General features: G+C 61.3%; 24 protein-coding genes. 10 read left to right on the forward strand and 14 right to left on the reverse strand.

Translation table 11 applies throughout. The features are described from left to right. Positions 1–73: 73 nt before the first annotated feature. The 3 genes from LJE98_RS11510 to LJE98_RS11520 form a co-directional block, all read right to left on the reverse strand. A complete protein-coding gene (locus LJE98_RS11510; protein WP_229575349.1) occupies positions 74–532 on the reverse strand; it encodes an HPr kinase/phosphorylase in 459 nt (152 codons plus the stop codon). Then, the gene (locus LJE98_RS11515) at positions 529–2,310 is read right to left on the reverse strand and encodes a stimulus-sensing domain-containing protein (RefSeq protein ID WP_420710141.1); all 1,782 of its coding nucleotides are present in this window, start codon (positions 2,308–2,310) and stop codon (positions 529–531) included. Before LJE98_RS11515 ends, LJE98_RS11510 begins: the two co-directional genes overlap by 4 nt. Before the next feature lie 65 nt (positions 2,311–2,375). Beyond that, positions 2,376–3,101 (reverse strand): response regulator transcription factor, encoded by a 726-nt coding sequence (locus LJE98_RS11520; protein ID WP_229575389.1) that lies wholly within the window; start codon positions 3,099–3,101, stop codon positions 2,376–2,378. A gap of 339 nt (positions 3,102–3,440) precedes the next feature. On the opposite strand from LJE98_RS11520, the gene LJE98_RS11525 reads away from it, so the two are divergent. From LJE98_RS11525 to LJE98_RS11535, 3 genes are all read left to right on the forward strand, one after another. Further along, on the forward strand, positions 3,441–5,051 hold the full coding sequence (locus LJE98_RS11525; protein WP_229575350.1) for a phosphoenolpyruvate carboxykinase: 1,611 nt from the start codon (positions 3,441–3,443) through the stop codon (positions 5,049–5,051). Positions 5,052–5,165: 114 nt separating this feature from the next. Continuing rightward, positions 5,166–5,600, forward strand: a complete 435-nt coding sequence (gene arfB, locus LJE98_RS11530; protein WP_229575390.1) for an alternative ribosome rescue aminoacyl-tRNA hydrolase ArfB — start codon at positions 5,166–5,168, stop codon at positions 5,598–5,600. 2 nt (positions 5,601–5,602) lie between these two features. Further along, a complete protein-coding gene (locus LJE98_RS11535) occupies positions 5,603–6,232 on the forward strand; it encodes an alpha-ketoglutarate-dependent dioxygenase AlkB family protein (protein WP_229575351.1) in 630 nt (209 codons plus the stop codon). Between the two features lie 15 nt (positions 6,233–6,247). Here the strand turns inward: LJE98_RS11535 and coaA are convergent, their stop codons facing one another. From coaA to hisB, 6 genes are all read right to left on the reverse strand, one after another. Beyond that, positions 6,248–7,243, reverse strand: a complete 996-nt coding sequence (coaA, locus tag LJE98_RS11540; RefSeq protein ID WP_229575352.1) for a type I pantothenate kinase — start codon at positions 7,241–7,243, stop codon at positions 6,248–6,250. Next, a complete protein-coding gene (locus LJE98_RS11545) occupies positions 7,240–7,563 on the reverse strand; it encodes a phosphoribosyl-ATP diphosphatase (RefSeq protein WP_229575353.1) in 324 nt (107 codons plus the stop codon). Before LJE98_RS11545 ends, coaA begins: the two co-directional genes overlap by 4 nt. Positions 7,564–7,579: 16 nt before the next feature. Beyond that, positions 7,580–8,356, reverse strand: coding sequence for an imidazole glycerol phosphate synthase subunit HisF (gene hisF, locus LJE98_RS11550; protein ID WP_229575354.1), 777 nt, complete (start codon positions 8,354–8,356; stop codon positions 7,580–7,582). Positions 8,357–8,366: 10 nt separating this feature from the next. Continuing rightward, the gene (gene hisA, locus LJE98_RS11555; RefSeq protein WP_229575355.1) at positions 8,367–9,101 is read right to left on the reverse strand and encodes a 1-(5-phosphoribosyl)-5-[(5-phosphoribosylamino)methylideneamino]imidazole-4-carboxamide isomerase; all 735 of its coding nucleotides are present in this window, start codon (positions 9,099–9,101) and stop codon (positions 8,367–8,369) included. 17 nt (positions 9,102–9,118) lie between these two features. After that, positions 9,119–9,769, reverse strand: coding sequence for an imidazole glycerol phosphate synthase subunit HisH (gene hisH, locus LJE98_RS11560; RefSeq protein ID WP_229575356.1), 651 nt, complete (start codon positions 9,767–9,769; stop codon positions 9,119–9,121). A gap of 84 nt (positions 9,770–9,853) precedes the next feature. Further along, positions 9,854–10,450 carry an imidazoleglycerol-phosphate dehydratase HisB gene (gene hisB / locus LJE98_RS11565; protein ID WP_229575357.1) on the reverse strand — a complete coding sequence of 199 codons (597 nt, stop codon included), beginning with the start codon at positions 10,448–10,450 and terminating at the stop codon, positions 9,854–9,856. A 200-nt stretch (positions 10,451–10,650) separates the two neighbouring features. Here hisB and hslV point away from each other — a divergent pair, with 200 nt between their 5' ends. The 6 genes from hslV to LJE98_RS11595 all read left to right on the forward strand — a co-directional run bounded on the left by hslV (position 10,651) and on the right by LJE98_RS11595 (position 19,487). Continuing rightward, on the forward strand, positions 10,651–11,178 hold the full coding sequence (gene hslV, locus LJE98_RS11570) for an ATP-dependent protease subunit HslV (RefSeq protein ID WP_229575358.1): 528 nt from the start codon (positions 10,651–10,653) through the stop codon (positions 11,176–11,178). 66 nt (positions 11,179–11,244) lie between these two features. Next, the gene (gene hslU / locus LJE98_RS11575) at positions 11,245–12,552 is read left to right on the forward strand and encodes an ATP-dependent protease ATPase subunit HslU (protein WP_229575359.1); all 1,308 of its coding nucleotides are present in this window, start codon (positions 11,245–11,247) and stop codon (positions 12,550–12,552) included. Between the two features lie 144 nt (positions 12,553–12,696). Next, on the forward strand, positions 12,697–13,668 hold the full coding sequence (locus LJE98_RS11580; protein ID WP_229575360.1) for a DUF1402 family protein: 972 nt from the start codon (positions 12,697–12,699) through the stop codon (positions 13,666–13,668). 38 nt (positions 13,669–13,706) lie between these two features. After that, positions 13,707–15,110 (forward strand): cytochrome P450, encoded by a 1,404-nt coding sequence (locus tag LJE98_RS11585; RefSeq protein ID WP_229575361.1) that lies wholly within the window; start codon positions 13,707–13,709, stop codon positions 15,108–15,110. 98 nt (positions 15,111–15,208) lie between these two features. After that, positions 15,209–17,212: a hydantoinase/oxoprolinase family protein gene (locus tag LJE98_RS11590; protein WP_229575362.1), complete on the forward strand. Its 2,004-nt coding sequence runs from the start codon at positions 15,209–15,211 to the stop codon at positions 17,210–17,212. Between the two features lie 103 nt (positions 17,213–17,315). After that, on the forward strand, positions 17,316–19,487 hold the full coding sequence (locus LJE98_RS11595) for a malate synthase G (protein ID WP_229575363.1): 2,172 nt from the start codon (positions 17,316–17,318) through the stop codon (positions 19,485–19,487). Positions 19,488–19,576: 89 nt separating this feature from the next. Here LJE98_RS11595 and LJE98_RS11600 read toward each other — a convergent pair whose 3' ends face one another. Beyond that, positions 19,577–20,242 carry a L,D-transpeptidase gene (locus LJE98_RS11600; protein ID WP_229575364.1) on the reverse strand — a complete coding sequence of 222 codons (666 nt, stop codon included), beginning with the start codon at positions 20,240–20,242 and terminating at the stop codon, positions 19,577–19,579. A 177-nt stretch (positions 20,243–20,419) separates the two neighbouring features. Between LJE98_RS11600 and LJE98_RS11605 the strand changes: the two genes are divergently transcribed. Next, positions 20,420–20,902, forward strand: coding sequence for an MmcB family DNA repair protein (locus LJE98_RS11605; protein WP_229575365.1), 483 nt, complete (start codon positions 20,420–20,422; stop codon positions 20,900–20,902). A 1-nt stretch (position 20,903) separates the two neighbouring features. Here LJE98_RS11605 and LJE98_RS11610 read toward each other — a convergent pair whose 3' ends face one another. From LJE98_RS11610 to LJE98_RS11625, 4 genes are all read right to left on the reverse strand, one after another. Next, complete coding sequence (locus LJE98_RS11610; protein ID WP_229575366.1) at positions 20,904–21,500, reverse strand: ActR/PrrA/RegA family redox response regulator transcription factor; 597 nt, start codon at positions 21,498–21,500, stop codon at positions 20,904–20,906. Between the two features lie 71 nt (positions 21,501–21,571). Beyond that, entirely contained in the window at positions 21,572–22,873 is a 1,302-nt protein-coding gene (locus tag LJE98_RS11615; protein ID WP_229575367.1) for an ActS/PrrB/RegB family redox-sensitive histidine kinase, read from the reverse strand. A 25-nt stretch (positions 22,874–22,898) separates the two neighbouring features. Next, entirely contained in the window at positions 22,899–25,373 is a 2,475-nt protein-coding gene (gene hrpB / locus LJE98_RS11620; protein WP_229575368.1) for an ATP-dependent helicase HrpB, read from the reverse strand. Continuing rightward, on the reverse strand, positions 25,370–26,323 hold the full coding sequence (locus LJE98_RS11625) for an ornithine cyclodeaminase family protein (RefSeq protein WP_229575369.1): 954 nt from the start codon (positions 26,321–26,323) through the stop codon (positions 25,370–25,372). Before LJE98_RS11625 ends, hrpB begins: the two co-directional genes overlap by 4 nt. Positions 26,324–26,694: the final 371 nt, after the last annotated feature.

A 26,694-nucleotide genomic window follows, 5' to 3' on the forward strand; every position in this document is an offset into this window, starting at 1 on the left:
TGGCGTTTCGTCCATCAGTGGGACGCCATCATGTCCATGAAAGCGCGAAGTGCAAGCCAAAACAGCGTGTGGCCTAGCCGTTCCCTTTCAGCGTCTGGATACGCGCGAAAATCAGGCTGAGTGGAAATCGGCTCCAGAGAGGCACCCGGATGGCCGGCAGTCGAATGCCGGGAGCCAGATCGGCTTTCTCATTGTCCGGCGGCAGTCGATCACCTTCGTTGGAGGGAACCGGCAAGACCGCGAAGTGAATCTCGGCTTCAGCAACGTAGTCGACAGAGACGATGCCGGAATATCGGAGTTCGATCAGTCCACGAATTGCATCGGGGCAACTGGCGATGATCCTGTCCTCGTCTTGCAGAATAAGGACACGATCATCCGCAACCAGCGCGCCGGGCAGCTGCCGCAGCCGAGCTTCTGCCAGACAGTCGAAGGCGAGGCCCGATTTGCCGCCACCCGACGGCCCCAGATACAGGAGCCCGATGCCGTCAACGGTAATAGCAGTGCCGTGAATGTTGGCGGGGGCCGTGTTCACGTTGATGTCTCGACAGGCAGGGAGAGCATAAAGCGCGCACCGGTGATACGCCCGGTAGCCGGATCCATGACATTCTCGGCTCTCAATGTACCGCCATGGGCTTCGGCAATCTGGCGGCTGATCGACAGGCCAAGGCCCGAATTCTGGCCGAAGCTCTCGCCCTCCGGCCGGTCGGTGTAGAAGCGTTCGAAGATACGGTCGATATCCTCGGCCTGGATGCCCGGGCCGTTGTCCTCGATCTGGATAAGGCAGCGGCTTCGATTGCGCGACAGCCTCACGAGGATACGGCCGCTGTCTGCGGGCGCGAAGGATCGCGCGTTCTCGATCAGGTTGGTGACGATCTGGCCGAGGCGAAGATCATGACCGTTTACAACGAAATGCTGGTTCGATCCGGGCTTCTGGTCGATCACATATTCGATCTTCACGGCCTTCTTGCCACTGCGGATTTCCCGCGAAATATCGACGAGACTAGAGAGCAGGACTTCGAGATCGACCGGCTTGGCATCCGAGCGAGCCAGTTCCGCATCGAGACGCGAGGCGTCCGAAATATCGCTGATCAGGCGGTCGAGGCGCCGTACGTCGTGCTGGATGATGTCCATCAACCGCTGCCGGGATTGGTCGGTCTTGGCCAGCGGCAGCGTTTCGACAGCGGAACGCAGGGAGGTGAGCGGGTTCTTCAGCTCGTGGCTGACGTCAGCGGCAAAGCTTTCGATGGCATCGATCCGGTCGTAGAGCGCAGTCGTCATTTCCCGGAGCGCAATCGAGAGATTGCCGATCTCGTCCTGGCGGATGGAAAAGTCCGGGATTTCTTCGCGCTCCCTCGCCCCGCGACGCACACGAATGGCGGCGGCCGAAAGGCGGCGTAGGGGATTGGCGATGGTTGACGACAGCAAGAGCGAAACGACGATATTGACAAGCGTCGCCACCCCGAACACGCGCAGGATGGCCAGTCGCTCGGCATGCACGATCTTGTCGATGTCGCCGGCCTGCGTCGACAGAAGCAGCACGCCCAGGACCGCTCGCGATCGCTGGACGGGAACGGCAACGGAGACGATCAACTCACCTTGGTCCGTCACGCGGACCACGGCGCCACGCACACCGGTCAGTGCGTTCATGACCTCGGGATAGATCGAACCGTCGCCGCCGGGTGCCTCGCGGTACACCGGCAGATTTCCAGGCTGCAGGATCGTGTTGAAGAGTCGCGTGATCCAGTCGGTGAAGCTGCTGGAATCGTTGTTGACGGGTGGCAGGTCAAAGCGCAGCACCTGACCGCGCGAATAGAGATGCCGTGAATCGAGCAGCAGATTGGCGTCGGCGTCGAACAGGCGGGCGCGAATCCGTGTCGGCGAGATCAGGCGCCTCAAAACCGGCGCCACGCGCTCGGGATTGATCGGGAACTCCAGATCCTCATCCTTCGGCACCGGCGTGATGCTCTGGCCAGCCTGAAGTTCGAGCAGCTTTTCGGGGTCGATGGTGATCGAATTCGTATCGATGGAGGCTGAGGCCGAGACGGCCGCTGCGATGATCTCGCCCTGGGTCAGCAGGCTTTCCACGCGGGCGTCGATCAGCCCCTCGCGGAACTGATTGAGGTACATGATGCCGGCAACCAGAACGATGAGCGCGGCCAGGTTGAAAAAGACGATCCGGCGCGTCAGGCTCGAAAAGAGCGCGTGGCCGAAGATCCGCCGGATGAGCGTGAAGGGATGGGTGAACAGCCGACGCTGTTCGGAGCCGGAATCCGGCTCCTCCATGTGTCCTTCGTCAACCTGCTGGGTCAAACCTTTGCCTTTCGCCCGTCTCGACAGCCCACCTGTTCGTCGTCAGGCGCCATGTCGACGAGATCTCATGCTGCTTCGCGGAAGCGGTAGCCCACGCCGTAAAGGGTTTCAATCATGTCGAAGTCGGTATCGACCATCTTGAACTTCTTGCGCAGCCGCTTGATGTGGCTGTCGATCGTGCGATCGTCCACATAGACCTGCTCGTCATAGGCCGCGTCCATCAACGCGTCGCGGCTCTTCACGACACCAGGGCGCTGCGCGAGAGATTGCAGGATCAGGAATTCCGTCACGGTGAGCGTCACCGGATCACCCTTCCAGGTGCAGGTGTGGCGCTCCTGATCCATTACGAGCTGGCCACGCTCGAGCGTCCGGGCCTGCTGCTCGGGGCTGCCCTTTGCAGGACCGTTGCCGGCCGCAAAGCTTTCACGGCTCGCTGACCGACGCAGGATCGCCTTCACGCGCTCGACCAGCAGGCGCTGAGAGAAGGGTTTGGTAATGAAGTCGTCGGCGCCCATCTTCAGGCCAAAGAGCTCGTCGATCTCCTCGTCCTTGGATGTGAGAAAGATCACCGGAATGTCGGACTTTTGACGCAGGCGGCGCAGCAGTTCCATCCCGTCCATGCGCGGCATCTTGATGTCGAAAATGGCAAGCTGCGGCGGACGGGCGATAAGGCCGTCGAGAGCCGAGGCGCCGTCGGTGTAGGTTTCGACCTTGTAACCTTCTGCTTCGAGCGCAATGGACACCGAAGTCAGAATGTTGCGGTCGTCATCCACGAGGGCGATCGTCTGCATGATATACGTCTCCGTCATCGTTGCGCTGCTCCTGGTCTGTCCAGCCCAGCTCTGGTTCCATGGCAGTGCGATATGGGGATAAAGGTGGAACAAATTGTGGCAGAGGGGAAGGGGCGTGCCGGGCAGATTCAGGCCAAATGTCAGATTTGCTGTTTCGATCGCTTCATTTCACGATGGAATAGAAGCGGAACTAAACGATTTAAAAAGGTCATTTCTCATTTTAAATCGATTAAATAATTGATATTATTGATTTTTTTGGTGCGCCACCTTGCGTTTTGGTGTCCCGGCGTTTAATTTTCGCGCATTCAGTTCTGGCCCATGTGAGAGGAAGGCGCACCCATGGAGGAATTCGGCGTGAGGAACCCCGTTGCGGGGATCACGGATATCGGCTTGGGGAAGGCCGCCAGCATTCGCTACAATTTCCTTGAGGCGGCTCTCTATGAAGAGGCCGTTCGCCGGGGCGAGGCCGAGTTGACGGCAGATGGCGCCCTGCGCGCCCTGACGGGCCAGCACACAGGTCGCTCGGCCAAGGACAAGTTCGTCGTTCGCGATGGAATGACCGATGGCCAGATCTGGTGGGACAACAACAAGCCGATGTCGCCGGAGCACTTCCAGGTGCTGCACCAGGACATGCTGGCCCATGTCGAAGGCAAGGACCTCTTCGTTCAGGACCTCATTGGTGGCGCAGACGCGGAAAATGCCTTGCCGACGCGTGTCGTGACAGAATTTGCCTGGCACTCTCTCTTCATCCGCAACCTCCTGATCCGTCCGGAGCGCGCAGCCCTGGAAGGCTTTCTGCCGAAGCTCACCATCATCGATCTGCCGAGCTTCCGTGCAGACCCGGCCCGCCACGGCTGCCGCACTGAGACGGTGATCGCTTGCGACCTGACCAATGGCATCGTCCTCATCGGCGGCACGTCCTATGCTGGCGAAATGAAGAAGTCGGTCTTCACCGTCCTCAACTACCTCTTGCCGGCCAAGGGTGTCATGCCGATGCACTGCTCGGCCAATGTCGGCCCTGATGGCGACGCCGCCGTTTTCTTCGGCCTCTCCGGCACCGGCAAGACCACGCTCTCGGCCGATCCGAAGCGCACCTTGATCGGTGACGATGAACATGGTTGGGGCGAAAACGGCATCTTCAACTTCGAAGGTGGCTGCTACGCCAAGACCATTCGTCTTTCGGCAGAAGCTGAACCGGAGATCTTCGCCACGACCAGGCGCTTCGGCACGGTGCTCGAAAACGTTGTGCTCGATGAAAACCGTATCCCGGATTTCAACGATGGCTCGCTGACGGAAAACACCCGCTGCGCCTACCCGCTGCATTTCATTCCAAATGCATCGGAGACCGGCATCGCGCCGCATCCGAAGACGATCATCATGTTGACGGCCGATGCCTTCGGCGTTCTGCCGCCGATCGCCAGGCTGACGCCGGAACAGGCCATGTACCACTTCCTGTCGGGCTACACGGCGAAGGTGGCCGGCACTGAAAAGGGCGTGACAGAACCGGAAGCCACCTTCTCGACCTGCTTTGGCGCACCCTTCATGCCGCGTCATCCGACCGAATATGGTAACCTGCTGCGCGACCTGATCGCACGGCATGAAGTCGATTGCTGGCTCGTCAATACCGGCTGGACCGGTGGCGCCTATGGCACCGGAAACCGTATGCCGATCAAGGCAACGCGTGCCCTCCTGACCGCTGCATTGACCGGGGAGCTGAAGAAGGTCGAAATGCGCACGGATGCCAATTTCGGCTTTGCCGTCCCGGTCGCAGTTGCTGGCGTCGATACGAAGATCCTCGACCCACGCTCCACCTGGGCAGACGGTACGGCTTACGACGCGCAAGCCAGAAAGCTGGTCGGCATGTTCATCGACAACTTCGCCAAGTTCGAAGCTCACGTTGATGGCAAGGTCCGTGACGCAGCCCCGGGCATCCGTCTCGCGGCCGAATGATGCACTGATTTGACGATGAAGAAGAGGCCCGGCATGTTGCCGGGCCTCTTTCGCTTCAGGCTTGCCTTTGAAGTCTTTGCGGCCGATATGGAAGCCGAGAAAGAGACCGATGACATGGCAAGCGAACCGCTAGAGATCAACAACCGCATCACGATCGCCGGCTGGGAGCTGACGGAACAGTTTGTGCTGGCGGGCGGCCCGGGCGGTCAGAACGTCAACAAGGTCTCGACCGCTGTCCAGCTCTTCTTCAATCTGCTCGGATCTCCCGCGCTCAATGATCGCGTGAAGCAGAACGCTGTCAGGCTCGCCGGCAAGCGCCTTTCCAAGGAAGGCGTGCTGATGATCGAGGCCAGCCGCTTCCGCAGCCAGGACCGCAATCGCGAGGATGCCCGCGATCGCCTCAAGGAACTGCTGTTGGAGGCAGCCAAGCCGCCACCGCCGCCCCGCAGGAAGACAAAGCCGACGAAGGGCTCGATCGAACGGCGCCTCAAGGAAAAGTCCGGCCGCTCGGATGTGAAGAAGATGCGCGGCAAGCCGTCGGGGGATTGAGCATGGCCGCAACGAAAGCCGAGATCAGCCTCCAGCCCGGTCTTTCCTACCTGCCGGGACGTCTTTCGCGCGACGAGCAGGAGAACCTTGTCGATATCATCCGCGCCATCGTCGCCGAGGCACCGCTCTATGTTCCCGTCATGCCCGGCTCCGGTCGTTCCATGTCGGTGCGCATGACGAATTGCGGACCGCTTGGCTGGGTAACCGACAAGGAGCGTGGCTATCGGTACCAGCCGACGCATCCTCTGACAGGTCGCCCCTGGCCCGGTATCCCGCAGGTGCTGCTAGACCTCTGGCGGGAGCTCTCCGGTTTCGAGAAAGACCCCGAGGCCTGCCTCGTCAACTTTTATGCCGACGACGCCAGGATGGGGCTGCACCAGGATCGCGACGAAGCTGATCTCTCGGCCCCCGTCCTCTCGATCTCGCTTGGAAACACCTGTCTTTTCCGTGTCGGCGGTCTATCCCGGACGGACCGGACGAGATCCTTGAAGCTCGAAAGCGGCGACGTGTTCATTCTCGGTGGTGAAGGTCGTTTGTGCTTCCACGGCGTTGATCGGATCTATCCCGGGACGTCGACCCTGCTCAAATCCGGCGGCCGGATCAACCTGACGCTTCGCCGGGTCAATCCATAGCCGGCGATCGATCGCCTACAGTTTTCGGAGCGCTACCGTCTCGACGAGATGATTGGCGCCCTTGCGGAGAATCAGATCCGCGCGTGGACGGGTGGGCAAGATATTCTCCCGAAGGTTCTTCAGGTTGATGTTCGTCCAGAGCCCCTCGGCGATCTCGTTGGCCTCTTCCTCGCTGATCGTCGCATAACGATGGAAGTAGGAGTTGGGATCGCGGAATGCGGTTTGACGCAATTTCATGAAGCGATCGACATACCAGCGGTGTGTCGCGTTCTCATCGGCGTCGATATAGATCGAAAAATCGAAGAAGTCAGAGACCATTGGCACGATCTTGCCGTCGGCCGGAAGGTTGCGCGACTGAAGGACGTTAATGCCCTCGAAGATCAGGATATCGGGACGATCGATCACCCGATGCTCGTTCGGAAGCACGTCATAGGTGAGGTGCGAATAGCTGGGCGCCTTGACGTTGGGCAATCCGGCCTTGATGGCAGACAGGAAGCGCAGCAGCGCGCCGACATCGTAGCTTTCCGGAAAACCCTTGCGGTTCAGGATACCGTTCTTCACCAGATGAGCGTTGGGATAGAGAAAACCGTCGGTGGTGACGAGGTCGACCTTCGGGCTGGACGGCCAGCGAGCAAGAAGCTCTTGCAGCACACGCGCGGTCGTTGACTTGCCGACGGCCACGGATCCGGCGATTCCAATAACGAAGGGTGTCTTGAAGACATCCGACAGGCTTAGAAAGCGGTTGCGCTGCTCGAACAGCAACTGCGAGGATTCCACGTGCGAAGAGAGAAGACGCGACAGAGAGAGATAAATTCGCCTGACTTCATCGAGATCGATCGGGTCGTCGATCGAGCGCAGGCGATGGACTTCGTCAGCTGTCAGCGTCAATGGGGTGTCAGCCCGGAAATGCGCCCATTCCTCGGAACCGAAGAAGTGATAGGGAGAATAGCCGTTCGCCTGGAAATGATCGAGGACGTCTGGCGTTTCGGGGTCCCGCATAGCTACCGTCATGGATCCTGCCGACTGGCCTTTTCGCTCAGGCCCGTCTGAGCGGTCCGGCGCTCAAGTTCCTGCATTACTGCTTGTAAAGGGATGTCCGCAATTTTCAATACGACCATCAGGTGATAGAGCAAGTCCGCGCTCTCATAGACGAGGTTTTCGCGGTCTTGCCTGACCGCAGCCATCACAGTCTCGATCGCCTCTTCACCGAGCTTCTTGGCTGCCTTGCCTTGGCCGCCTGCCACGAGTTTCGCCGTCCAGGATTCGCCCGGGTCGGCTTCCGCGCGGCGGGCAACGATCGTTTCCAGATCGGCGAGTGTAAATGTGGTCATGGCGGGCCTTTCCGCGTCAGTCGAGACGCATGGCGATTCCGGCTGCGGCCATGTGGGCCTTGGCCTCCGCAATCGAATGGGTGCCGAAATGGAAGATCGAGGCTGCAAGCACCGCAGTTGCATGACCATCGCGGATGCCGGCGACCAGATCATCGAGATTGCCGACGCCACCGGACGCGATGACGGGCACGCGAACACTGTCGGCGATCGTGCGGGTGAGGCCGATATCGTAACCGCTTTTAGTCCCGTCCCGGTCCATGGATGTGACCAGCAGTTCGCCGGCTCCACGCTCAACCATCTTCAACGCGAATTCGACCGCATCAATCCCGGTCGGCTGGCGTCCGCCATGGGTGAAGATCTCCCAGCGATCCGCTTCGCCGGCTGCAGAAACCTTCTTTGCATCGATCGACACGACGATACACTGGTTGCCGAACTTGTCGGCGGCTTCCGCGACGAAATCGGGGTTTTTCACCGCTGCCGAATTGATCGAAACCTTGTCGGCGCCGCAAAGCAGGAGCTTGCGGATGTCGGCAACGGCGCGGACGCCACCACCAACGGTCAACGGCATGAAGCAATGGTCCGCCGTCTGGGCAACCACGTCGAAGATCGTGTCGCGGTTGTCGGAAGACGCGGTGATGTCGAGGAAGCAGAGTTCGTCGGCGCCGGCAGCGTCATAGGCCTTGGCCGCCTGGACCGGATCACCGGCATCGATGAGATCGACGAAATTGACGCCCTTGACGACACGGCCGTCCTTGACGTCGAGGCAGGGGATCACACGGGCCTTGAGTGTCATGGTCTTGTCCTCAGCCTCTCGCAGCCTTGATCAGATCAAGTGCCTCTGCGGGGTCGATACGCCCATCATAGAGCGCGCGGCCCGAAATCGCACCTTCGAGCTTTCTCGCATCCGGCTCAAGCATGCGCTTGATGTCTTCGATCGAGGCGAGGCCGCCGGACGCAATCACGGGGATCGAAACGGCAGCGGCGAGTTCAAGTGTCGAGGCCCAGTTGATCCCGGTCAGGATCCCGTCACGGTCGATGTCGGTATAGATGATCGCCGCGACGCCAGCGCCTTCGAAACGCTCTGCAAGTTCGATCACCCCGAGTTCGGATGCCTCGGCCCAGCCCTCGACAGCAACCTTGCCACCCTTGGCGTCGATGCCGACCGCAACCTGTCCGGGGAAGCGTTTGCAGGCTTCGATGACGAGAGCCGGATCACGCACGGCCACCGTACCCAGGATCACGCGCGACAACCCGCGCGCCAGCCAGCTTTCGATATGGTCGATCGTGCGGATGCCGCCGCCCAGCTGCACCGGATTCGTGGTTGCCTTGAGGATCGCATCGACGGCAGCGCCATTGACGCTTTCACCGGCAAAGGCGCCGTTGAGATCGACGACATGCAGCCATTCGAAGCCCTGGTCCTCGAAGGCACGCGCCTGGGCTGCCGGGTCGGGATTGTAGACAGTAGCCTGCTCCATGTCGCCCAGCTTGAGGCGAACACACTGGCCGTCCTTGAGGTCGATGGCGGGAAAGAGGATCATGGGAGTATCCGTGCCCTTCAGGGCGTCCAGGTCAGAAAATTGGCGATGAGCTTCAGGCCGAGTGCCTGGCTCTTCTCGGGATGGAATTGCGCACCCACCATATTGTCGCGCCCGACAAAGGCGGTCATGGCACCACCGTAATCGGTCGTTGCGATCACATCCTCGGGTTTGTGCGCGGCGAGATGGTATGAATGCACGAAATAGGCATGCAGCCCGTCCGGCCCGGTGGGAATGCCCTGGAATAGCGGATGCGGACGATTGAGCGTCAGCGTATTCCAGCCGATCTGGGGGATCTTGAGAGAAGGATCGGACGGCGTCATTTCAACGACATCCCCTTCGATCCAGCCGAAGCCGTTGGTCACTGTCTTCTCGAGCCCGCGCGAGGACATGAGCTGCATGCCGACGCAGATACCGAAGAAGGGGCGTCCCTTTGCCTCGACAACTTCAGCGATGGCGTCATGCATGCCGGGTACGGCATCGAGACCCTGCCGACAATCGGCATAGGCACCGACACCCGGAAGCACGATCCGGTCGGCGGTGGCAACGCGTTCGGCCTTGTCCGTAAGCTCGATCTCGGCGTCGAGGCCAGCCTCGCGGGCGGCCCGTTCAAAGGCTTTTGTGGCCGAGCGCAGATTGCCCGAGCCGTAGTCGATGATAGCTACACGCATGTCTTCCAGTCCTTTCTGCTCGACGGTTCGGGTTCAACGTGCGAACCGGAGCAAGGTGGCAGCTTCCCTCGGGGAAGATACCCCTTAAACCAGGGTGCCCTTGGTGGAGGGGATACGGTTTGCCTGCCGCGGGTCGACTTCGGTTGCCGACCGAAGGGCACGCGCGACCGCCTTGAAGCAGGTCTCGGCGATATGGTGATTGTTCGCGCCATAATGGTTCAGCACATGCAGCGTGATCCCGGCGTTCTGGGCGAATGCCTGGAAGAATTCGCGCACCAGTTCGGTGTCGAATGTGCCGATCTTCGGCGCGCTGAAATCGACATTCCAGACCAGGAACGGCCGGCCGGAGACATCGATGGCCGCCTTGGTCATGGTCTCGTCCATGGCAAGGTCGATTGAGGCATAACGTGTGATGCCCTTGCGGTCGCCCAGTGCCTTCGAAATCGCCTGGCCGAGCGCGATGCCCGTGTCCTCGACCGTGTGATGATCGTCGATATGCAGGTCACCCGTCACGTCGATGACCATGTCGATCAGCGAGTGGCGGCAGAGCTGGTCGAGCATATGGTCGAAGAAGCCCACGCCCGTCGAAATCTTGCCCGTTCCGGTGCCGTCGATATGGACGGAAACCGAGACCGAGGTTTCGTTGGTCTTGCGGGAAACTTCGCCTTTACGCTCTGCCATTTGGCTGCTCCATGAGGATCTCGGCCCTCCCATAACAGCAGGGCGGTGAAATATCCAGAAGTTACATTGCGCTGCCGCAAGGCGGCGCTGGAGCTTTTGCAGCAGATTGCAATCGTTGAAAGCCCACTTACATAGGAACCGACAAACCCGGGCTTAAAGCCCGTTCCACAAGGCCCGCCAGGGCGGGTGACAGGTGACTGATGACAACGATTATTACCGTACGCAAGGACGGCAAGGTGGTGATGGCGGGTGACGGCCAGGTGAGCCTCGGCCAGACCGTTATGAAGGGCAATGCCCGCAAGGTCCGCCGTATCGGCAAGGGCGGCGAGGTGATCGCCGGTTTCGCCGGCGCGACGGCCGATGCCTTCACCCTTCTCGATCGTCTCGAAAAGAAACTCGAGCAGTATCCCGGCCAATTGATGCGCGCCGCCGTCGAGCTCGCCAAGGACTGGCGCACCGACAAATATCTGCGCAATCTTGAGGCCATGATGCTGGTCGCCGACAAGTCGATCACGCTCGCAATCACTGGCAACGGCGACGTCCTGGAGCCAGAACATGGTACGATTGCAATCGGCTCCGGGGGAAACTTCGCGTTTGCCGCCGCACGCGCCCTGATGGACAGCGACCGCTCGGCGGAAGACATCGCGACACGCGCACTCACCATCGCCGGCGAGATTTGCGTCTACACCAACAACAACATGGTGGTTGAAACCCTGGACGCCGTCTGACCACTACCGGAAACCCCACTGCAAGCGACGATGCGCGGCTCTGCAGCATCGTGAGGAGCACCCTGAATGACCAATTTCTCCCCGCGCGAGATCGTCTCCGAGCTCGACCGCCACATCATTGGCCAGCATGACGCCAAGCGTGCCGTCGCGATCGCGTTGCGCAACCGCTGGCGTCGTCAGCAGCTCTCGGAAGATCTCCGCGACGAGGTCATGCCGAAGAATATCCTGATGATCGGACCGACCGGTGTCGGCAAGACGGAGATCTCCCGTCGCCTGGCCAAGCTCGCAGGCGCCCCGTTCATAAAGGTCGAGGCCACCAAGTTCACCGAAGTCGGCTATGTCGGCCGCGATGTCGAGCAGATCATTCGTGATCTGGTGGAGATCGGCATCGCGCTCGTCCGTGACAAGAAGCGGCAGGAAGTCCAGGCCAAGGCGCATCAGCTGGCCGAAGAGCGCGTGCTCGACGCTCTGGTGGGAGCGACTGCATCACCGGCCACTCGTGACAGTTTCCGTAAGAAGTTGCGCAGTGGCGAACTGGACGACAAGGAAATCGACATCGAGGTCGCCGACAGCGGCTCCGGCGCGCCCGGTTTCGAGGTCCCCGGCATGCCGGGTGCGAATATCGGCATCCTCAACCTGTCCGAAATGTTCGGCAAGGCCATGGGCAACCGCACCAAGAAGGTGCGGACCACGGTCAAGGCGTCGTATGGCGACCTGATCCGTGACGAATCGGACAAGCTGATCGACAACGAAGTTATCCAGCGCGAAGCGATGCGGGCTGTCGAGAATGACGGCATCGTTTTCCTCGACGAAATCGACAAGATCGCCGCCCGGGAGGGCGCAATGGGCGCCGGCGTATCGCGTGAAGGCGTGCAGCGTGATCTGCTGCCGCTCGTCGAAGGCACGACGGTTGCGACCAAGTATGGACCGGTGAAGACCGATCACATCCTTTTCATCGCGTCGGGCGCATTCCACGTCTCCAAACCGTCGGACCTCTTGCCGGAACTGCAAGGCCGTCTGCCGATCCGGGTCGAGCTGAAGCCGCTGACAAAGGAAGATTTTCGCCGCATCCTGACCGAAACCGAAGCAAGTCTGATCCGCCAATATAAAGCGCTGATGGCGACCGAAGAGCTGAACCTCGATTTCACCGAAGACGCAATCGATGCACTTGCAGATGTGGCAGTCCAGCTCAATGAAACGGTCGAAAACATCGGCGCCCGCCGCCTGCAGACGGTTATGGAGCGTGTTCTCGACGAGATTTCGTTCCATGCACCGGATCGGGGCGGTTCGGCTGTCATGATCGACTCGGCCTATGTTCAGCAGCATGTTGGCGATCTCGCTGCCAACACGGACTTGAGCCGCTTTATCCTGTGATCTTTGTGCATCTATGGGTCGCTTTCACCCCGGACGTGCCGGGAAAGTGAAAGCGTCCCGTATCGACAATACAGGCAGGCCTTATGTAAGGAGTGCCGCTGTCGGGTGTCGGCCACCATGCGTCGCCAATCCGTTCAAGGACAAATGTCCGAGGGGCCGCGCATCGTGCTGAACATTACCAGGATCATCGTCGTCGCATTGGGGCTGTCCGGGCTCGCTCCCGCAGTGACCTTCGCTGCCGACAAGGTGCCTTCGGGCAATCGCAATGCAGAGCAGCCGGCCATCCCGGGCGCCTCGGTACGACGCACCAAGGCCGGCAAGACCAGTTTCGACGTGAAGTATGAAAAGGTCCGGGATCTCCTGCGCACGGACTCCGCGCTCGTTGGGAAGATCAAGAAGACCGCCTCCGCATACGGTATTGCGCCCATTCACATGGTCGGGGCGATCGTGGGTGAACATACCTATAATGTCGACGCCTATGACAGCCTGCAGAGCTACTATGTGAAGGCGGCTTCCTATGCTGGCAACACCTTCCGATTTGGCTACAAGGACGAAAGCATTTCCGACTTCGTCAGCCGGTCGGAATTTGCTGAATGCAACGGCTTTTCGGATTCCTATCGCCTGTGGACCTGCCGGGAGAATGTCTGGGAGGACAGCTTTCGTGGAAAGTCGGTAAGCGGTGTGTCCTATCCCAACAATCGCTTCAGCGCCGTCTTCTTCCAGCCCTTCTATGCCGGCCAGACTTTCGGTCTGGGTCAGATCAATCCGCTGACGGCGTTGATGCTGTCGGATCTGGTGCATGAAAAATCCGGCTATCGGAAGCTGGACGAAGATGATGCAGCAGACGTTTACAAGGCGATCATGGATCCGGATATTTCACTCGCCTTCATGGCTGCCGTGATCCGCAAGTCCATCGATGATTACCGTCAGATCGCGGATGTCGACATCTCCGGGAACCCCGGCATCACGGCCACGCTTTTCAACATTGGTGGCTCGCAGCAGCGTGCACAGGCGCTTGCATCCCGGCGGGCGGGTGGTTCGGCCAACTGGCCGGAGGAAAACTATTATGGCTGGCTGATCAACGATCGGCTGGACGAGCTTGAGGCTCTGCTCTAACTCCTGAGGGGGCGTCTAAGCCCTCGAAGGAGCATGACATGGACGCCAGTGTGCGGAAATCGACCTTTGAGCCGCCGGCACCTGTGCCGCGCACGGTCCCGCCCAGCCGGCTCGAAATCATCCGAACTGTGCTGCGCAATCCGCTCGAACTCTGGGGCACGCCGTCCTACACCTGGCCGTGGATTGTCACCCGTTTCTTTGGCCAGACTACCATTATCGCCAATGATCCCGGCCTGATCCGGCATGTGCTGGTCGACAATGCGTCGAACTACGAAATGTCCGAGATCCGCCAGCTCGTGCTCAGACCCATTTTGCGCGATGGTCTGCTGACGGCCGAGGGACCTGTCTGGAGGCGTTCCCGCAAGGCTATGGCTCCCGTCTTCACCCCGCGCCACGCGCGCGGCTTCGCACGCCAGATGCGCGAACAGAGTGAGCTTTTCCTCGATCGGTATCAATCGGATGGGCAAGGTGTTGTTCGTGACGTCGCTGTCGACATGACTGAACTCACCTATGCAATCCTCTCCGAATGCCTGTTCTCGGGCGGCATCGTCTCCGAGCAGGGCGATTTCGCCAGGGATGTCGACGATCTGCTGCACAGCATGGGGCGGATCGACCCCCTGGACCTGCTGAAGGCACCCAAGTGGATCCCGCGTCTGACCCGCATTCGGGGTCTCGGTGTGCTTCGCAAGTTTCGCGAGCTGGTGCGCCGGACGATGGATCATCGTCGTGCGATCATCAGAACGGAGCGCGAAAAGGCACCGGATGATTTCCTGACGCTCCTGCTTGAACTTGAGCGGCCCGACGGCCTGACCTCTGAGGAAATCGAAGACAATATCCTGACCTTTATAGGGGCTGGCCACGAGACCACGGCGCGCGCCCTGGCCTGGACACTCTATTGCGTAGCGCATTGCCCTGACGTCCGGGAGGCGATGGAGCGTGAGATCGATACCGTCACTGCATCCGGCGTCGATCCGGTGGAGTGGCTCGACCAGATGCCGCATGTGCGGGCCTCTTTCGAGGAAGCCATGCGGCTCTATCCGCCTGCACCCTCTATCAACCGCGACGCCATTGCCGACGATCGATATACGGCGCCCAACGGTGAAGTCGTGGAGATTGCCAAGGGGACGACGGTCCTGGTCATGCCCTGGACGCTGCATCGCCATGAGCTCTACTGGGACAAGCCAAGGCTCTTTGATCCGTCGCGCTTCTTGCCCGGGGAGCGGGAAAAGATCGGCCGCTTTCAGTATCTGCCTTTCGGGGCAGGGCCGCGCGTCTGCATTGGAGCCACCTTCGCGCTGCAGGAGGCAGTCATTGCGCTCGCCGTTCTCATGCACCGTTTCCGCTTCGAGACAACGTCGCAGACGAATCCATGGCCCGTGCAGAAGCTCACCACCCAGCCGGCCGGCGGGCTTCCGATGCGGATCATCCCGCGCAAGCCGTAATGCGGCGTCATCCTGCCGCTCCTTCGCTGGAAATCGAACCGAGGCCTGTGCCATAAGGGATGCGGCGCCATACCGGCGGGCACTATGGGGAAGACTGCGTGACATCCGATTACATGCTGGGCATCGATACCGGCGGCACCTATACCGACGCCGTGATCTACAGCGAGGAGCATGGGATTGTCGCCAAGGCGAAGTCTCTGACCACCCGCCACGACCTGTCGATCGGCATATCGGGCGCACTCGAAAGCGTCCTGTCCGAATCGGCGATTGATCCGACTTCCATCGGTCTGGTTTCACTCTCGACGACACTCGCAACAAACGCTCTGGTGGAGGGGCAGGGTGGTCGCGCCGGCCTGATCATGATCGGCTTCGGGCCGGAAGATCTGAAGCGCGACGGTCTGGCCGATGCGCTCGGCAATGATCCGGTGCTTTTCATTGCCGGCGGCCACGATGTCCATGGCAATGAAACGCCCTTTGATGCCGCTGCCCTGGAGGCCGCCCTTCCCGAACTCTCGGCCAATGTTTCCTCCTTTGCGATCGCCGGCTATTTCGCCGTTCGCAATCCGGCGCACGAACAAAGGGCGCGTGACATTATCCGCCGCCATTCCGGCCTGCCGGTGACCTGCAGCCACGAGCTCTCTTCGAAGCTCGGGGGGCCGCGCCGGGCGCTGACCACGCTTCTCAATGCCCGTCTCGTTGCCATGATCGACCGGTTGATTGGCTCGGCCGAGCGTTACCTTCTGGATCGTGGAATTCACGCACCCCTGATGGTCGTGCGCGGCGATGGTGCGCTGATTTCCGCTGGCGAAGCCCGCCTCCGACCGATCGAGACAATTCTTTCTGGTCCTGCCGCAAGCCTTGTGGGCGCTCGCCACCTGACCGGCCTCGACGATGCCGTTGTGTCCGATATCGGCGGCACCACCACCGATGTCGCCGTTATGGAGGCGGGCCAACCGAGCCTCGATCAGGACGGTGCGGTGGTCGGTGGTTACAGGACCATGGTGGAAGCTGTGGCCATGCGGACTTTCGGCCTCGGTGGCGATTCGGAAGTCCGTTTCGATGACCGAGGTCTCGCGGCGAAAATCGAGCTTGGCCCGCGGCGCCTCGTTCCCTTGAGCCTCGCGGCAGCCCTGCACGGAACGGCCATCACCGACGTGCTCGAGCGCCAGCTTCGCGCGCCGCATCTCGGTCGGCATGACGGGCGATTCGCCGTGCGCACCGGCGTGCCCGATCACCTCGCAGCCGGCCTCCAGCCACAGGAGGCAGCGCTGTTCCAGAAGATCGGCGCTGTCCCGCTGCCGCTCGACCAGCTGATCAGCTTCACCCAGCAGAAGGCAACACTCGATCGGCTCGTCGCGCGCGGCCTCGTCCATATTTGCGGGCTTACACCCTCGGATGCCATGCATGTCCTCGGGCGTCAGGGCCAATGGAACCGTGAGGCCGCCGAACTTGGCATGCTGCTGGCGATCCGCCAGAAAGATGGAGCGGGGCAACCGATTGCCAAATCAGCTGAAGTCCTTTCTCAGCTCATCGTCGACCGCCTGACGCGCCAGTCTGCGGAGGTCATTCTCTCGGCGGCCCTTGCCGAAGATGGGCTCGCAGACGTCGAGCCTGCGAAATCCGTACTGATAGACCGCGCCCTCCGGCGCCAGTCGGGCATTGCTCGTTTCAGCCTTTCCCTCGATCGTCCGCTGATCGGCCTCGGTGCGTCCGCTGGCGTCTACTATCCGGCAATCGCCGAAATGCTGGCCTCCGATTTCGCCGTGCCCGGAGATGCCGATGTGGCCAACGCCGTGGGCGCTGTGGTCGGACAGGTGCGCAGCAGCGTCGCTGTGACGGTGACCTCGCCGGAGGAAGGGCTCTTCATCATCACCGGCGGCGGCGATAGCGAGCGCGTCGCAGACGAGGAAAAGGCCCTTGTCGCCGCGCGCCACCGTGCAACCGGACTCGCGCGTGCAAGGGCTGAGGCGAGTGGCGCAATCGATGTCGTGCTGCTCCTCAAGGAAGAGCACGACGCCCCGGAAATCGAGGGGCGGCGCAAGCTGGTGGAAGCGCGCGTCACGGCAACGGCTACGGGCCGGCCGAGAACGGCCCGTAGCTGACTTTCCAATTTGGAAAGAATATTTCTAATTTATGCCAGATTGACTGCAAATGCGTTTCGGGGATGCTGTAAGCCACAGCGACATGAGTGCGAGGAGTGACGTCATGACATCAGTTGTAACCCATGGACTTTCGATCGACAGGCGCCTGCACGATTTCATCGTTTCCCAGGCGATCCCTGGAACGCAGGTTGAGGCCGACTCATTCTTCGCCGGCCTCTCGAAGATCGTTCACGAACTCGCACCGAAGAATCGGGTGCTGCTTGCAAAGCGGGATGCTTTGCAGGCGCAGATCGACGCCTGGTACCGCCAGAACGGTGCGCCGTCCGATCTCGCCGCCTATGAGGAATTCCTGCGGGAGATCGGCTATCTCCTGCCCGAGGGGCCCGACTTCAAGATTGCGACGGCCAATGTCGACCCGGAAATCTCGACCACGGCCGGCCCGCAGCTTGTCGTCCCCGTCATGAACGCCCGCTATGCCCTGAATGCCGCCAACGCTCGCTGGGGATCCCTGTACGACGCCCTCTATGGCACGGATGCCATTCCCGACACGGAGGGTGCGGAGAAGGGCAAGGGCTACAATCCCGTCCGTGGGGGCAAGGTCATCGCCTGGGTCCGCAGCTTCCTCGATCGTTCCGCACCGCTCGCGGCCGGCGCCTGGGACAAGGTCGCCACGCTCTCGATCGAGAACGGCGCGCTTTCGGTTCGTCTCGAAGATGGGGGCATGACCGGCCTTGCCGATCCGTCCCAATTTGCCGGATATCTCGGCGAGACCTCCGCGCCTTCCAGTATTTTCCTGCGCAAGAACGCCCTTCATGTCGAGATCCTCGTCGACAAGACCGGTGTCATCGGCAAAAGCGATCCCGCCGGCATCAATGACTGCCGCCTGGAATCGGCAATCACGACCATCATGGACTGTGAGGATTCAGTCGCAGCCGTCGACGCGGAAGACAAGGTCGTCATCTATTCGAATTGGCTCGGCCTGATGAAGGGCGATCTGACGGAAGATGTCTCGAAGGGCGGCAAGACCTTCACCCGCGCGCTGAACGCCGACGTCACGCTGACGGGCCCGGATGGTGCTTCCATCAGTTTGCCCGGCCGGTCGCTGATGCTGATCCGCAATGTCGGCCACCTCATGACGAATCCGGCGATCACCGACGGCGATGGAAACGAGGTGCCTGAAGGCATCATGGATGCGGCCGTCACGGCCCTGATCGCGCTGCATGACATCGGCCCGAACGGCCGCCGCAAAAACTCTCGCGCTGGCTCCATGTATGTCGTCAAGCCGAAGATGCATGGGCCTGAAGAGGTCGCCTTCGCTTGCGAGATCTTCTCGGCGGTCGAAGAACTCGTCGGCATGGCGCCCAATACCATCAAGATGGGCATCATGGACGAGGAGCGCCGCACCACCGTCAATCTGAAGGAGTGCATTCGCGCCGCCCGTGACCGTGTCGTCTTCATCAACACCGGGTTCCTGGATCGTACCGGTGACGAAATCCACACCTCGATGGAAGCCGGACCGATGATCCGCAAGGGCGACATGAAGCAGGCAGCCTGGATATCGGCCTATGAAAACTGGAACGTCGATATCGGCCTCGAATGCGGCCTGTCCGGACACGCCCAGATCGGCAAGGGCATGTGGGCCATGCCGGACCTGATGGCAGCCATGCTGGAGCAGAAGATCGCTCATCCGAAGGCAGGCGCAAACACGGCCTGGGTCCCGTCACCGACCGCAGCGACACTGCATGCTACTCATTATCACAGCGTCAACGTCGCCGACGTGCAGAAGAGTTTGACGTCCCGGCCGCGCGCAAAACTGGCCGATATTCTCTCGGTTCCGGTTGCAACCCGTCCCAATTGGACGCCGGAGGAGATCCAGCGCGAACTCGACAACAATGCCCAGGGCATCCTTGGCTATGTCGTGCGCTGGATCGATCAGGGCGTCGGCTGCTCCAAAGTCCCTGACATCAACAATGTCGGGCTGATGGAAGATCGCGCCACGCTGCGGATCTCGGCCCAGCATATGGCCAATTGGCTCCATCATGGTGTCGTCACGGAAGCACAGGTTGTGGAGACGATGAAGCGCATGGCCGTCGTCGTTGATGGACAGAATGCCGGCGACGCAGCCTATACGCCGATGGCCGGCGACTATGACGGTTCGATCGCATTCCATGCGGCGCTTGAGCTCGTCCTGAAGGGCCGGGAGCAGCCGAACGGTTACACCGAGCCGGTCCTCCATCGCCGCCGCATCGAACTCAAGGCGAAAGCTGCCGCCTGAAGCGGCGGCAATCCGTGATGCAGACCTGAAACGAGAAGACCCGCCGGATCGCTCCGGCGGGTCTTTTTGTCAATCCATATGCCAGCAGTCTATTGCTGGACGACAACCTTGGAATTACGGCCCGGCTTCACCCGGTTATAAAGGTCGATCACGTCCTGGTTCATCATGCGAATGCAGCCCGAGGATGCCGCTGTTCCGATAGAGGCCCATTCCGGCGTGCCGTGAAGGCGGAACAGCGTGTCCTGGCCCTTCTCGTTGAAGAGATACATGGCGCGCGCCCCAAGCGGGTTTCGCAGGCCGGGATCCATGCCCTTCTCGACATATTTGGCGACCTCAGGCTTGCGCTCGGCCATTTCCTTCGGCGGGTGCCAAGTCGGCCAGGCCTGCTTCCAGGCGATATAGGCTTCACCCTGCCAGGCAAACCCCTGCTTGCCGACGCCGATACCGTAACGAACGGCCTTGCCACGCGGCATGATGTAATAGAGGAAGCGCTCGCGCGTGTTCACGACGACAGTGCCGGGTTTTTCGGTGGTCGCATAATCGACAATTTGTCGATGAAACTTCTTGTCGACCTTCTGGATCGGAATGGCGGGCAGGGCGTAACCTGCATCCGTCACGGAGCCGTAGGAATCGCTGAAGATCTGGACTTTCGTGGTTTCGGCGACTTCGGTTTTGTCGCCGGTCGTCGTCGTGCAGCCCGCGAGGCCTAGAGACGTAACCAGGCCGAGCGCGGTCAGTATATTGCGGAAGCGCATGAGAAAGCTCGTGGGTGATGGCGGGGAGATGGTCTTGTGACCATCATTGATTATGGTTTATTTTGGATTAACCTCGGCAACGCAAGTGCCGTACTTCCGCCGATTGTTTTCGGCGATGCAAAATGACTCCGCATTGCTTTTTTGCAACAGACTTGAGCACGCGGAGCGGAGTTATCCATGACCTTAGTCTCTATCGCGGTAAACAACCCCTTAATCGATGGACGACAGTCCGACCGTGCGATGATGATTCGACGCGGCGTACAGATCCTTCTGGCCGATATGCGCTTCGCCATCTTGCCGGAGTTGACGCTGTCCAACGGACGGCGGGCCGACCTGATCGCTCTGTCGGACAAGGGAGAGATCTGGATCATCGAGATCAAGTCCTCGATCGAGGACTTTCGCGTCGACAGGAAGTGGCCCGACTATCGCCGCTACTGCGACCGCCTCTTCTTCGCCACGCATGCCGGCGTGCCTCTGGAAATCTTCCCCGAAGACTGTGGCCTGTTCCTGTCGGACGGATACTCGGGCCATATGCTGAGGGAAGCACCAGAACATCGGCTCGCCCCCGCAACGCGAAAATCAGTGACCCTGGATTTCTCGAGGGCAGCCGCACAGAGGCTTCTCGCTGCCGAATGGGCGGCCCAGCTCACCTCGGGCTGAATTATTTCGGTGCCCGCTTCGCCAGTATGCGCTGCAATGTGCGGCGATGCATGTTCAGACGCCGCGCCGTCTCCGACACGTTCCGCTCGCAGCTTTCATAGACGCGCTGGATGTGTTCCCAGCGGATGCGGTCGGCAGACATCGGGTTCTCGGGGATCTCGGCCTTTTCCCCGGGCCGCTGCGTCAGCGCCAGATAGACATCGTCTGCATCGGCAGGCTTGGCGAGATAGTCGAGCGCCCCGAGTTTGACGGCAGTGACCGCCGTCGCGATATTGCCATAACCGGTCAAGACGATGATGCGGGTATCGGAGCGGCGTTCCCGGATCGCTTCGATCACGTCAAGCCCGGTGCCGTCACCGAGCCGCAGATCAACGACCGCATAGCTCGGAGCGGCTTCCTTGGCTTTGGCGATTCCCTCGGCGACAGAACCGGCCAACTCGACCACGAAGCCACGACTTTCCATGGCGCGCGCCAGACGGCGCAGAAACGGTGCGTCGTCATCGACGATCAGGAGTGATGGATCAGGACCAAGATCGCCATTGCCCGCTGCTTGCGTGCCAGCGGTGAGTTTTGCCACCTGTGATGCTGCGTCTGCCATTGTCTTGTTCCTGCGACTGTTCGAAAAACTGCGCTGTCTACCTTATGCGGGCAAAGCCCCCACAGGCAAAGTCATAACGACGTGTTCAATTCCATGTATTCGCGCGGCCAGTTGACCACGACGCGCGCCCCGGAACCCTCGGGACTGCGGTTTTCGAACCGGAGAGTGCCACCGGACCGTTCGAGCAAAGTCTTTGCGATGAACAATCCGAGCCCGAGGCCACCGGCACGGGTGTCGCTCTGCCTGCTGGTAACATAGGGCTCACCAATTCTTTGCAAGACCCCTGCGGAGAATCCGGCCCCATCATCCTCGATCGTGACAGTCACATCGCTTGCCGTATGTTCGACACTGACCGTCACGTTGGAACGCGCATAATCCACGGCGTTTTCGAGCAGGTTTCCGAGACCATAGAGAATGGCGGGGTTGCGGGTCCCGATGGGCTCACGCGCGCGTTCGGAAAGCTCGACCAGTTCGACCTTCACGCCGAATTCCCGGTGCGGGGCGATCACCTCTTCGATCATCGATGACAGGGGAAGCGCGCGCATATGTGCCTCCCCGTCCGAGGCCAGGGACGTCAGGCGTCGCAGAATGTCGCGGCAGCGTTCGCTCTGACTGCGCAGCAGCTGCACGTCCTCCCGGTACCGCTCGTCCTGGCCCAGATCCCGTTCCATTTCCTTGGCGACCACGCTGATCGTCGCCAGTGGCGTACCGAGTTCATGGGCGGCGGCGGCGGCGAGCCCATCCAGTTGATGCAGGTGTTTTTCACGCTGAAGGATCAGTTCTGTCGCCGTCAGGGCGTCTGCGAGCAGGCTCGCCTCCTGCGAAACGCGATAGGCATAGAAGGCGGCGAAGGCCGTCATCGACACGATGGAACTCCACATGCCCAGCTGCAACAGCGGATGCACTTCGAGTGTCCGGCCTTCGAACCAGGGGAGGGGATAGGGGGTGAAGGCGAGAAGCGTGATGAAGGCGAGCGCCGTGATGAAGAGGGCAATCGAATGACGGCTCGGCTGTGACGCGAAGGAAATGATGACCGGAATGCAGATCAGCGGCGCGAAGGGATTGTTCAGGCCACCGGTAATGAAGAGCAGCGCCCCCATCTGGAAGAGATCGAGCGCCAGCACTGCAAAGGCCGCCGCCGGCTCCAGACGATAGGTCGACGGAAAAGCGACGGAGAGCGCCGAATTGGCGGCCGCGAGCGCCGCGATCAGGCCGAGGCACGTCATCAGCGGCAATGTGAAATCGAACCACAGCGCCACGATCAGGATGGTCAGCAATTGGCCGGCGACGGCGACCCAGCGCAACTTCACCAGCGTTTCGAGCCGAAGACGCCGGCTGCTGGGACCGAATTTGGCGGCAAGATCCATGCTCATTTCCATTGCCTTCCTTGCCGCGTCCTCAGGTCCCGCGGGGTTTCGCTCGTGCCGTGGGCTGCGCAGAAGCAGGTTCCTCCGGCCAGGGATGTTTCGGATAGCGACCCCGCATTTCGGCGCGCACATCCTTCCAGGATCCGGCCCAGAAGCCCGGGAGATCCCGCGTGGTCTGAATGGGTCGATGCGCAGGCGAGGTCAACTCCAGAAGCAGTGGCAATTTGCCGCCGCCGATTGTCGGATGCGACTTCAACCCGAAGAGCTCCTGCACCCTGATCTGGAGGACAGGTTCTTCGCCATCATAGCGGATCGGGTGCGACTGTCCTGTCGGGGCCGTGAAGTGCGTCGGCACGAGCCTGTCGAGCTCCCGCTGCGATCCCCCGGGCACCAGCGCCATGAGACCGTCATGCAGGCTGCCGGCAGTCACCTCCGGAAAGCGCGTTACCCCGGATTGAAAGGGAACGAACCACGCGTCGAGCCGCGCCAGAAGACCCTCGTCGCTGGTATCCGGCCAGGCCTCGCCGAGGCTGCGATACAGGAAGCCCAGGCGCTGGCGGAGCTGTTCAGCCGCCTTGGAGAAAGGCAGTGCGGCGAGGCCGACCATCCGGACCCCGTCGGCAAGCGCCCTGGCGGCCTCGTCTCCCTTGGGCTTGGCGAGGGGTTGTTCGTCAAAGACAATCGCGCCCAGTCGCGTCACCCGCCTCGCGCGCACCTGCCGGCTCGCCGGATCGAATCCGCTTTCATCGGCGGTCTGGATGGCATGCGGGGTGAACAGTTCGATATCGCTGCGCGTGATCTCGGCAGCCGCGAGCACGCGCGCCTGTGCGGCTTTTCCGGTGAGATCGGCAATGACCAGCAGTTCGGCGCCCGCCAGTCTCTCGCTGGCCCCGATCTCGGCACCACGCCCATTGGCCATGACGAAACGGCCGCGTCCGCCACGCTGCCGTGCAATCCGGTCCGGAAAGGCATGGATCAGGAGTGCACCGGCCGAACTTGTCGGCACATCCGTCGCATCATCCGTGTGATCGGCAAATCCCGCCGCAAGACGTTGGGCCAGATTGCGGGCGTTGCGCGCCCGGTCTCCCCTGTCCCGGCGAAACTGCCGCAATCTTTCGTCGAGATCGAGATCGCTCCCCCCCAGCCCCTGTTCGGTGAGAAGCACTGCCAGTTCCGCGGCGGCCCGTCCCTGGCCGTGTTCGGAAGCGCCGAGCACCATGGCCGCGAGCCGCGGCGGCAGGCCGAAATTGCGCATGCGGCGACCCTTGGCCGTCAGCTGGATGGACTCGTCCAGCGCGCCGAGCCCCACCAGGAGCTGCCGGGCCTCTTTGAGCGCCGCCTCGGGCGGCATGTCGAGCAACAGGAGCTGGCCTGGGTCGGCAACACCCCAATGCGCCATGTCCAGCGCGAGACCGGAGAGATCACTCGAGAGGATTTCCGGCGGCGTGAAGGCGGGAAGCGCCGCCGTCTGTCCTGCGTGCCAGAGCCGGATCGCAATACCCGGTTCCGTTCTGCCGGCGCGTCCTGCACGCTGGTCTGCGGATGCCCGCGAAACGCGAGCCGTCTCCAGCCGGGTGATGCCCGTCGACGGCTCGTAGACGGGAAGCCGCTGCAAGCCGCTGTCGATCACCACGCGCACACCATCGATGGTGATCGAAGTTTCCGCGATCGATGTGGATAGGACCACCTTGCGCGTGCCAGCCCTTGCGGGCCGGATCGCGGCGTCCTGTTCGGCCTGGCTGAGCAATCCGTAGAGCGGAGCAATCATGACATCGGTCGCGATCTTTCCCTCGAGCCGTTCGGCCACCCGCCGGATTTCCGCCTGGCCCGGCAGGAAGGCGAGGATCGACCCTGTCTCTTCGGCGAGCGTCTTGAGCACCGTCGCGGCCACGGCATCTTCGACACGTTCGTCGCCGGGCCTGTCGCGATGGCGTATCTCTACAGGATAGCTTCGCCCGTCGCTGATGATCACCGGCGGCTCACAAAGCAGAGACGCGATACGATCGACATCGAGCGTCGCCGACATCACGACGAGCCGAAGATCCGGTCGGAGCGCCGATTGGGCGTCGAGCGCGAGTGCAAGGCCGAGATCGGCGTCCAGAGAGCGCTCGTGAAACTCGTCGAAGATCACGGCCGCGGCGCCGCGCAGTTCCGGGTCGTCGAGGATCATCCGGACGAAGACGCCTTCGGTCACCACCTCGATCCGTGTCCGACCGCTGATCCTGTTGTCGAGCCGCATGCGATAGCCGACTGTTTCCCCGACCGTCTCTCCGAGCAGCGAGGCCATGCGTGATGCCGCAGCCCTGGCCGCAAGTCTCCGCGGTTCGAGCATTATGATGCGCCCGTCGCCACGCCACGCCTGCTTCAGAAGGTGCAGAGGAACGAGTGTCGTCTTGCCCGCGCCCGGAGGCGCCGAGAGCACGGCACGATTGCCAGCCTCGAGCGCCGCGGCAAGAGGCCCGAGTTTGTCCGTGACCGGAAGAAGGGGAAGTGCAGGAAGGGTCACGATCCGGCGCTGTCCCGCATGGCGGTTTGATAGGCAAGGATAGCCCCGGCGAGATCTTCGAGTGCTGCCCCGACGGATTTGAACAGGGTGATCTCGTCCGGGCTCGTGCGCCCTTCGGCGCCCCGCACGAGTTCCGCCAGCTCCGCCTGCACATGATCGCGCGAGATGATGCCGGAAGCGATCGGCTGCAGGATGTCGCCGGCTTCTGCAAATGCGCCTGCGCGCGTATCGACAAAGACACGAGCCCGTCGCACGGCTTCGTCGTCGCTCTCGCGCATCTCTTTGGTAAAGGCGCCGATCAGGTCGAGGTGGCTCCCGGGCTTCAGCCATTCGCCTCTGATCAGCGGACCGCGCGACAGCGTCGCACAGGAGATGATGTCGGCTTCCCGCGTGGCGGCTTCGAGATCGCTGACAACCTTGACCGCGTAACCGAGCGCGCGGGCATCGGCTGCCGACCGTTCAGCCTTCTCCTTGTCGCGTCCCCAGACGGAGACCTGGCTGATCGGTCGAACACGGCTATGAGCTTCCACCAGATTGACGCAAAGCCGACCTGTCCCGACGACGAGCAGGTTCGATGCGTCCTTTCGGGCGAGATGCCGCGCGGCGAGTGCCGATGCGGCGGCTGTCCGCCGGGCGGTCAGTTCCCCGCCGTCGATGACGGCGAGCAATTCGCCCGTCTGTCCGGAAGAAAGCAGATAGCTGCCATGGATGGCGGGCAGGGACCGCGTCGCATTGTCGGGAAACACCGAGACCAGCTTCACACCTATATAGTGACCAGGTTGCCAGGCCGGCATCAGCAGGAGTGTCGCATCGGCCTCTCCGGGCACGCTGACAGTATGATGGTGGCGAACGGGCATGACACAGTCGCCCTGGAACATGGCGGCCAATGCGGTGATGAGTGCGTCCCAGTCGAGGCAGCGGCTGGTCTGGATCTGGTCGAGAATGAGCATCAGGGGTCGACTCCGGTAATGAGAGGCAGACCCTAGCAAGGCCGGCATGGCTTGCAAACGCGCAAGACCGCAGGAAAGCGCAGGAGATGGACGCTCACGCGGGCAGAAATGCCGACACAGATAGTCTCATTTGTTACCCCCAGACGGGCCTCCAGAAAATAATCGCGTATTATCAATCAGTTGGCGACTTTTTTGCACTTTTGTGAAACCAGCCTGTTGACTGGTTGGAGAAGCGAATCTATACATCCGCTCACTGACGAGGGCGGCGGCGCTGCTAGCGACGAAGTCCTTCGCTCTTGAAAATCTCTGAAAATTGGCTGAGACGCTGGTTTTTTTGCCCGACTTGGGTTGGGCGGGATTGGATTATTGAC

This window comes from Rhizobium sp. 'Codium 1' (assembly GCF_020889605.1).
Lineage (GTDB): Bacteria > Pseudomonadota > Alphaproteobacteria > Rhizobiales > Rhizobiaceae > Allorhizobium > Allorhizobium algae.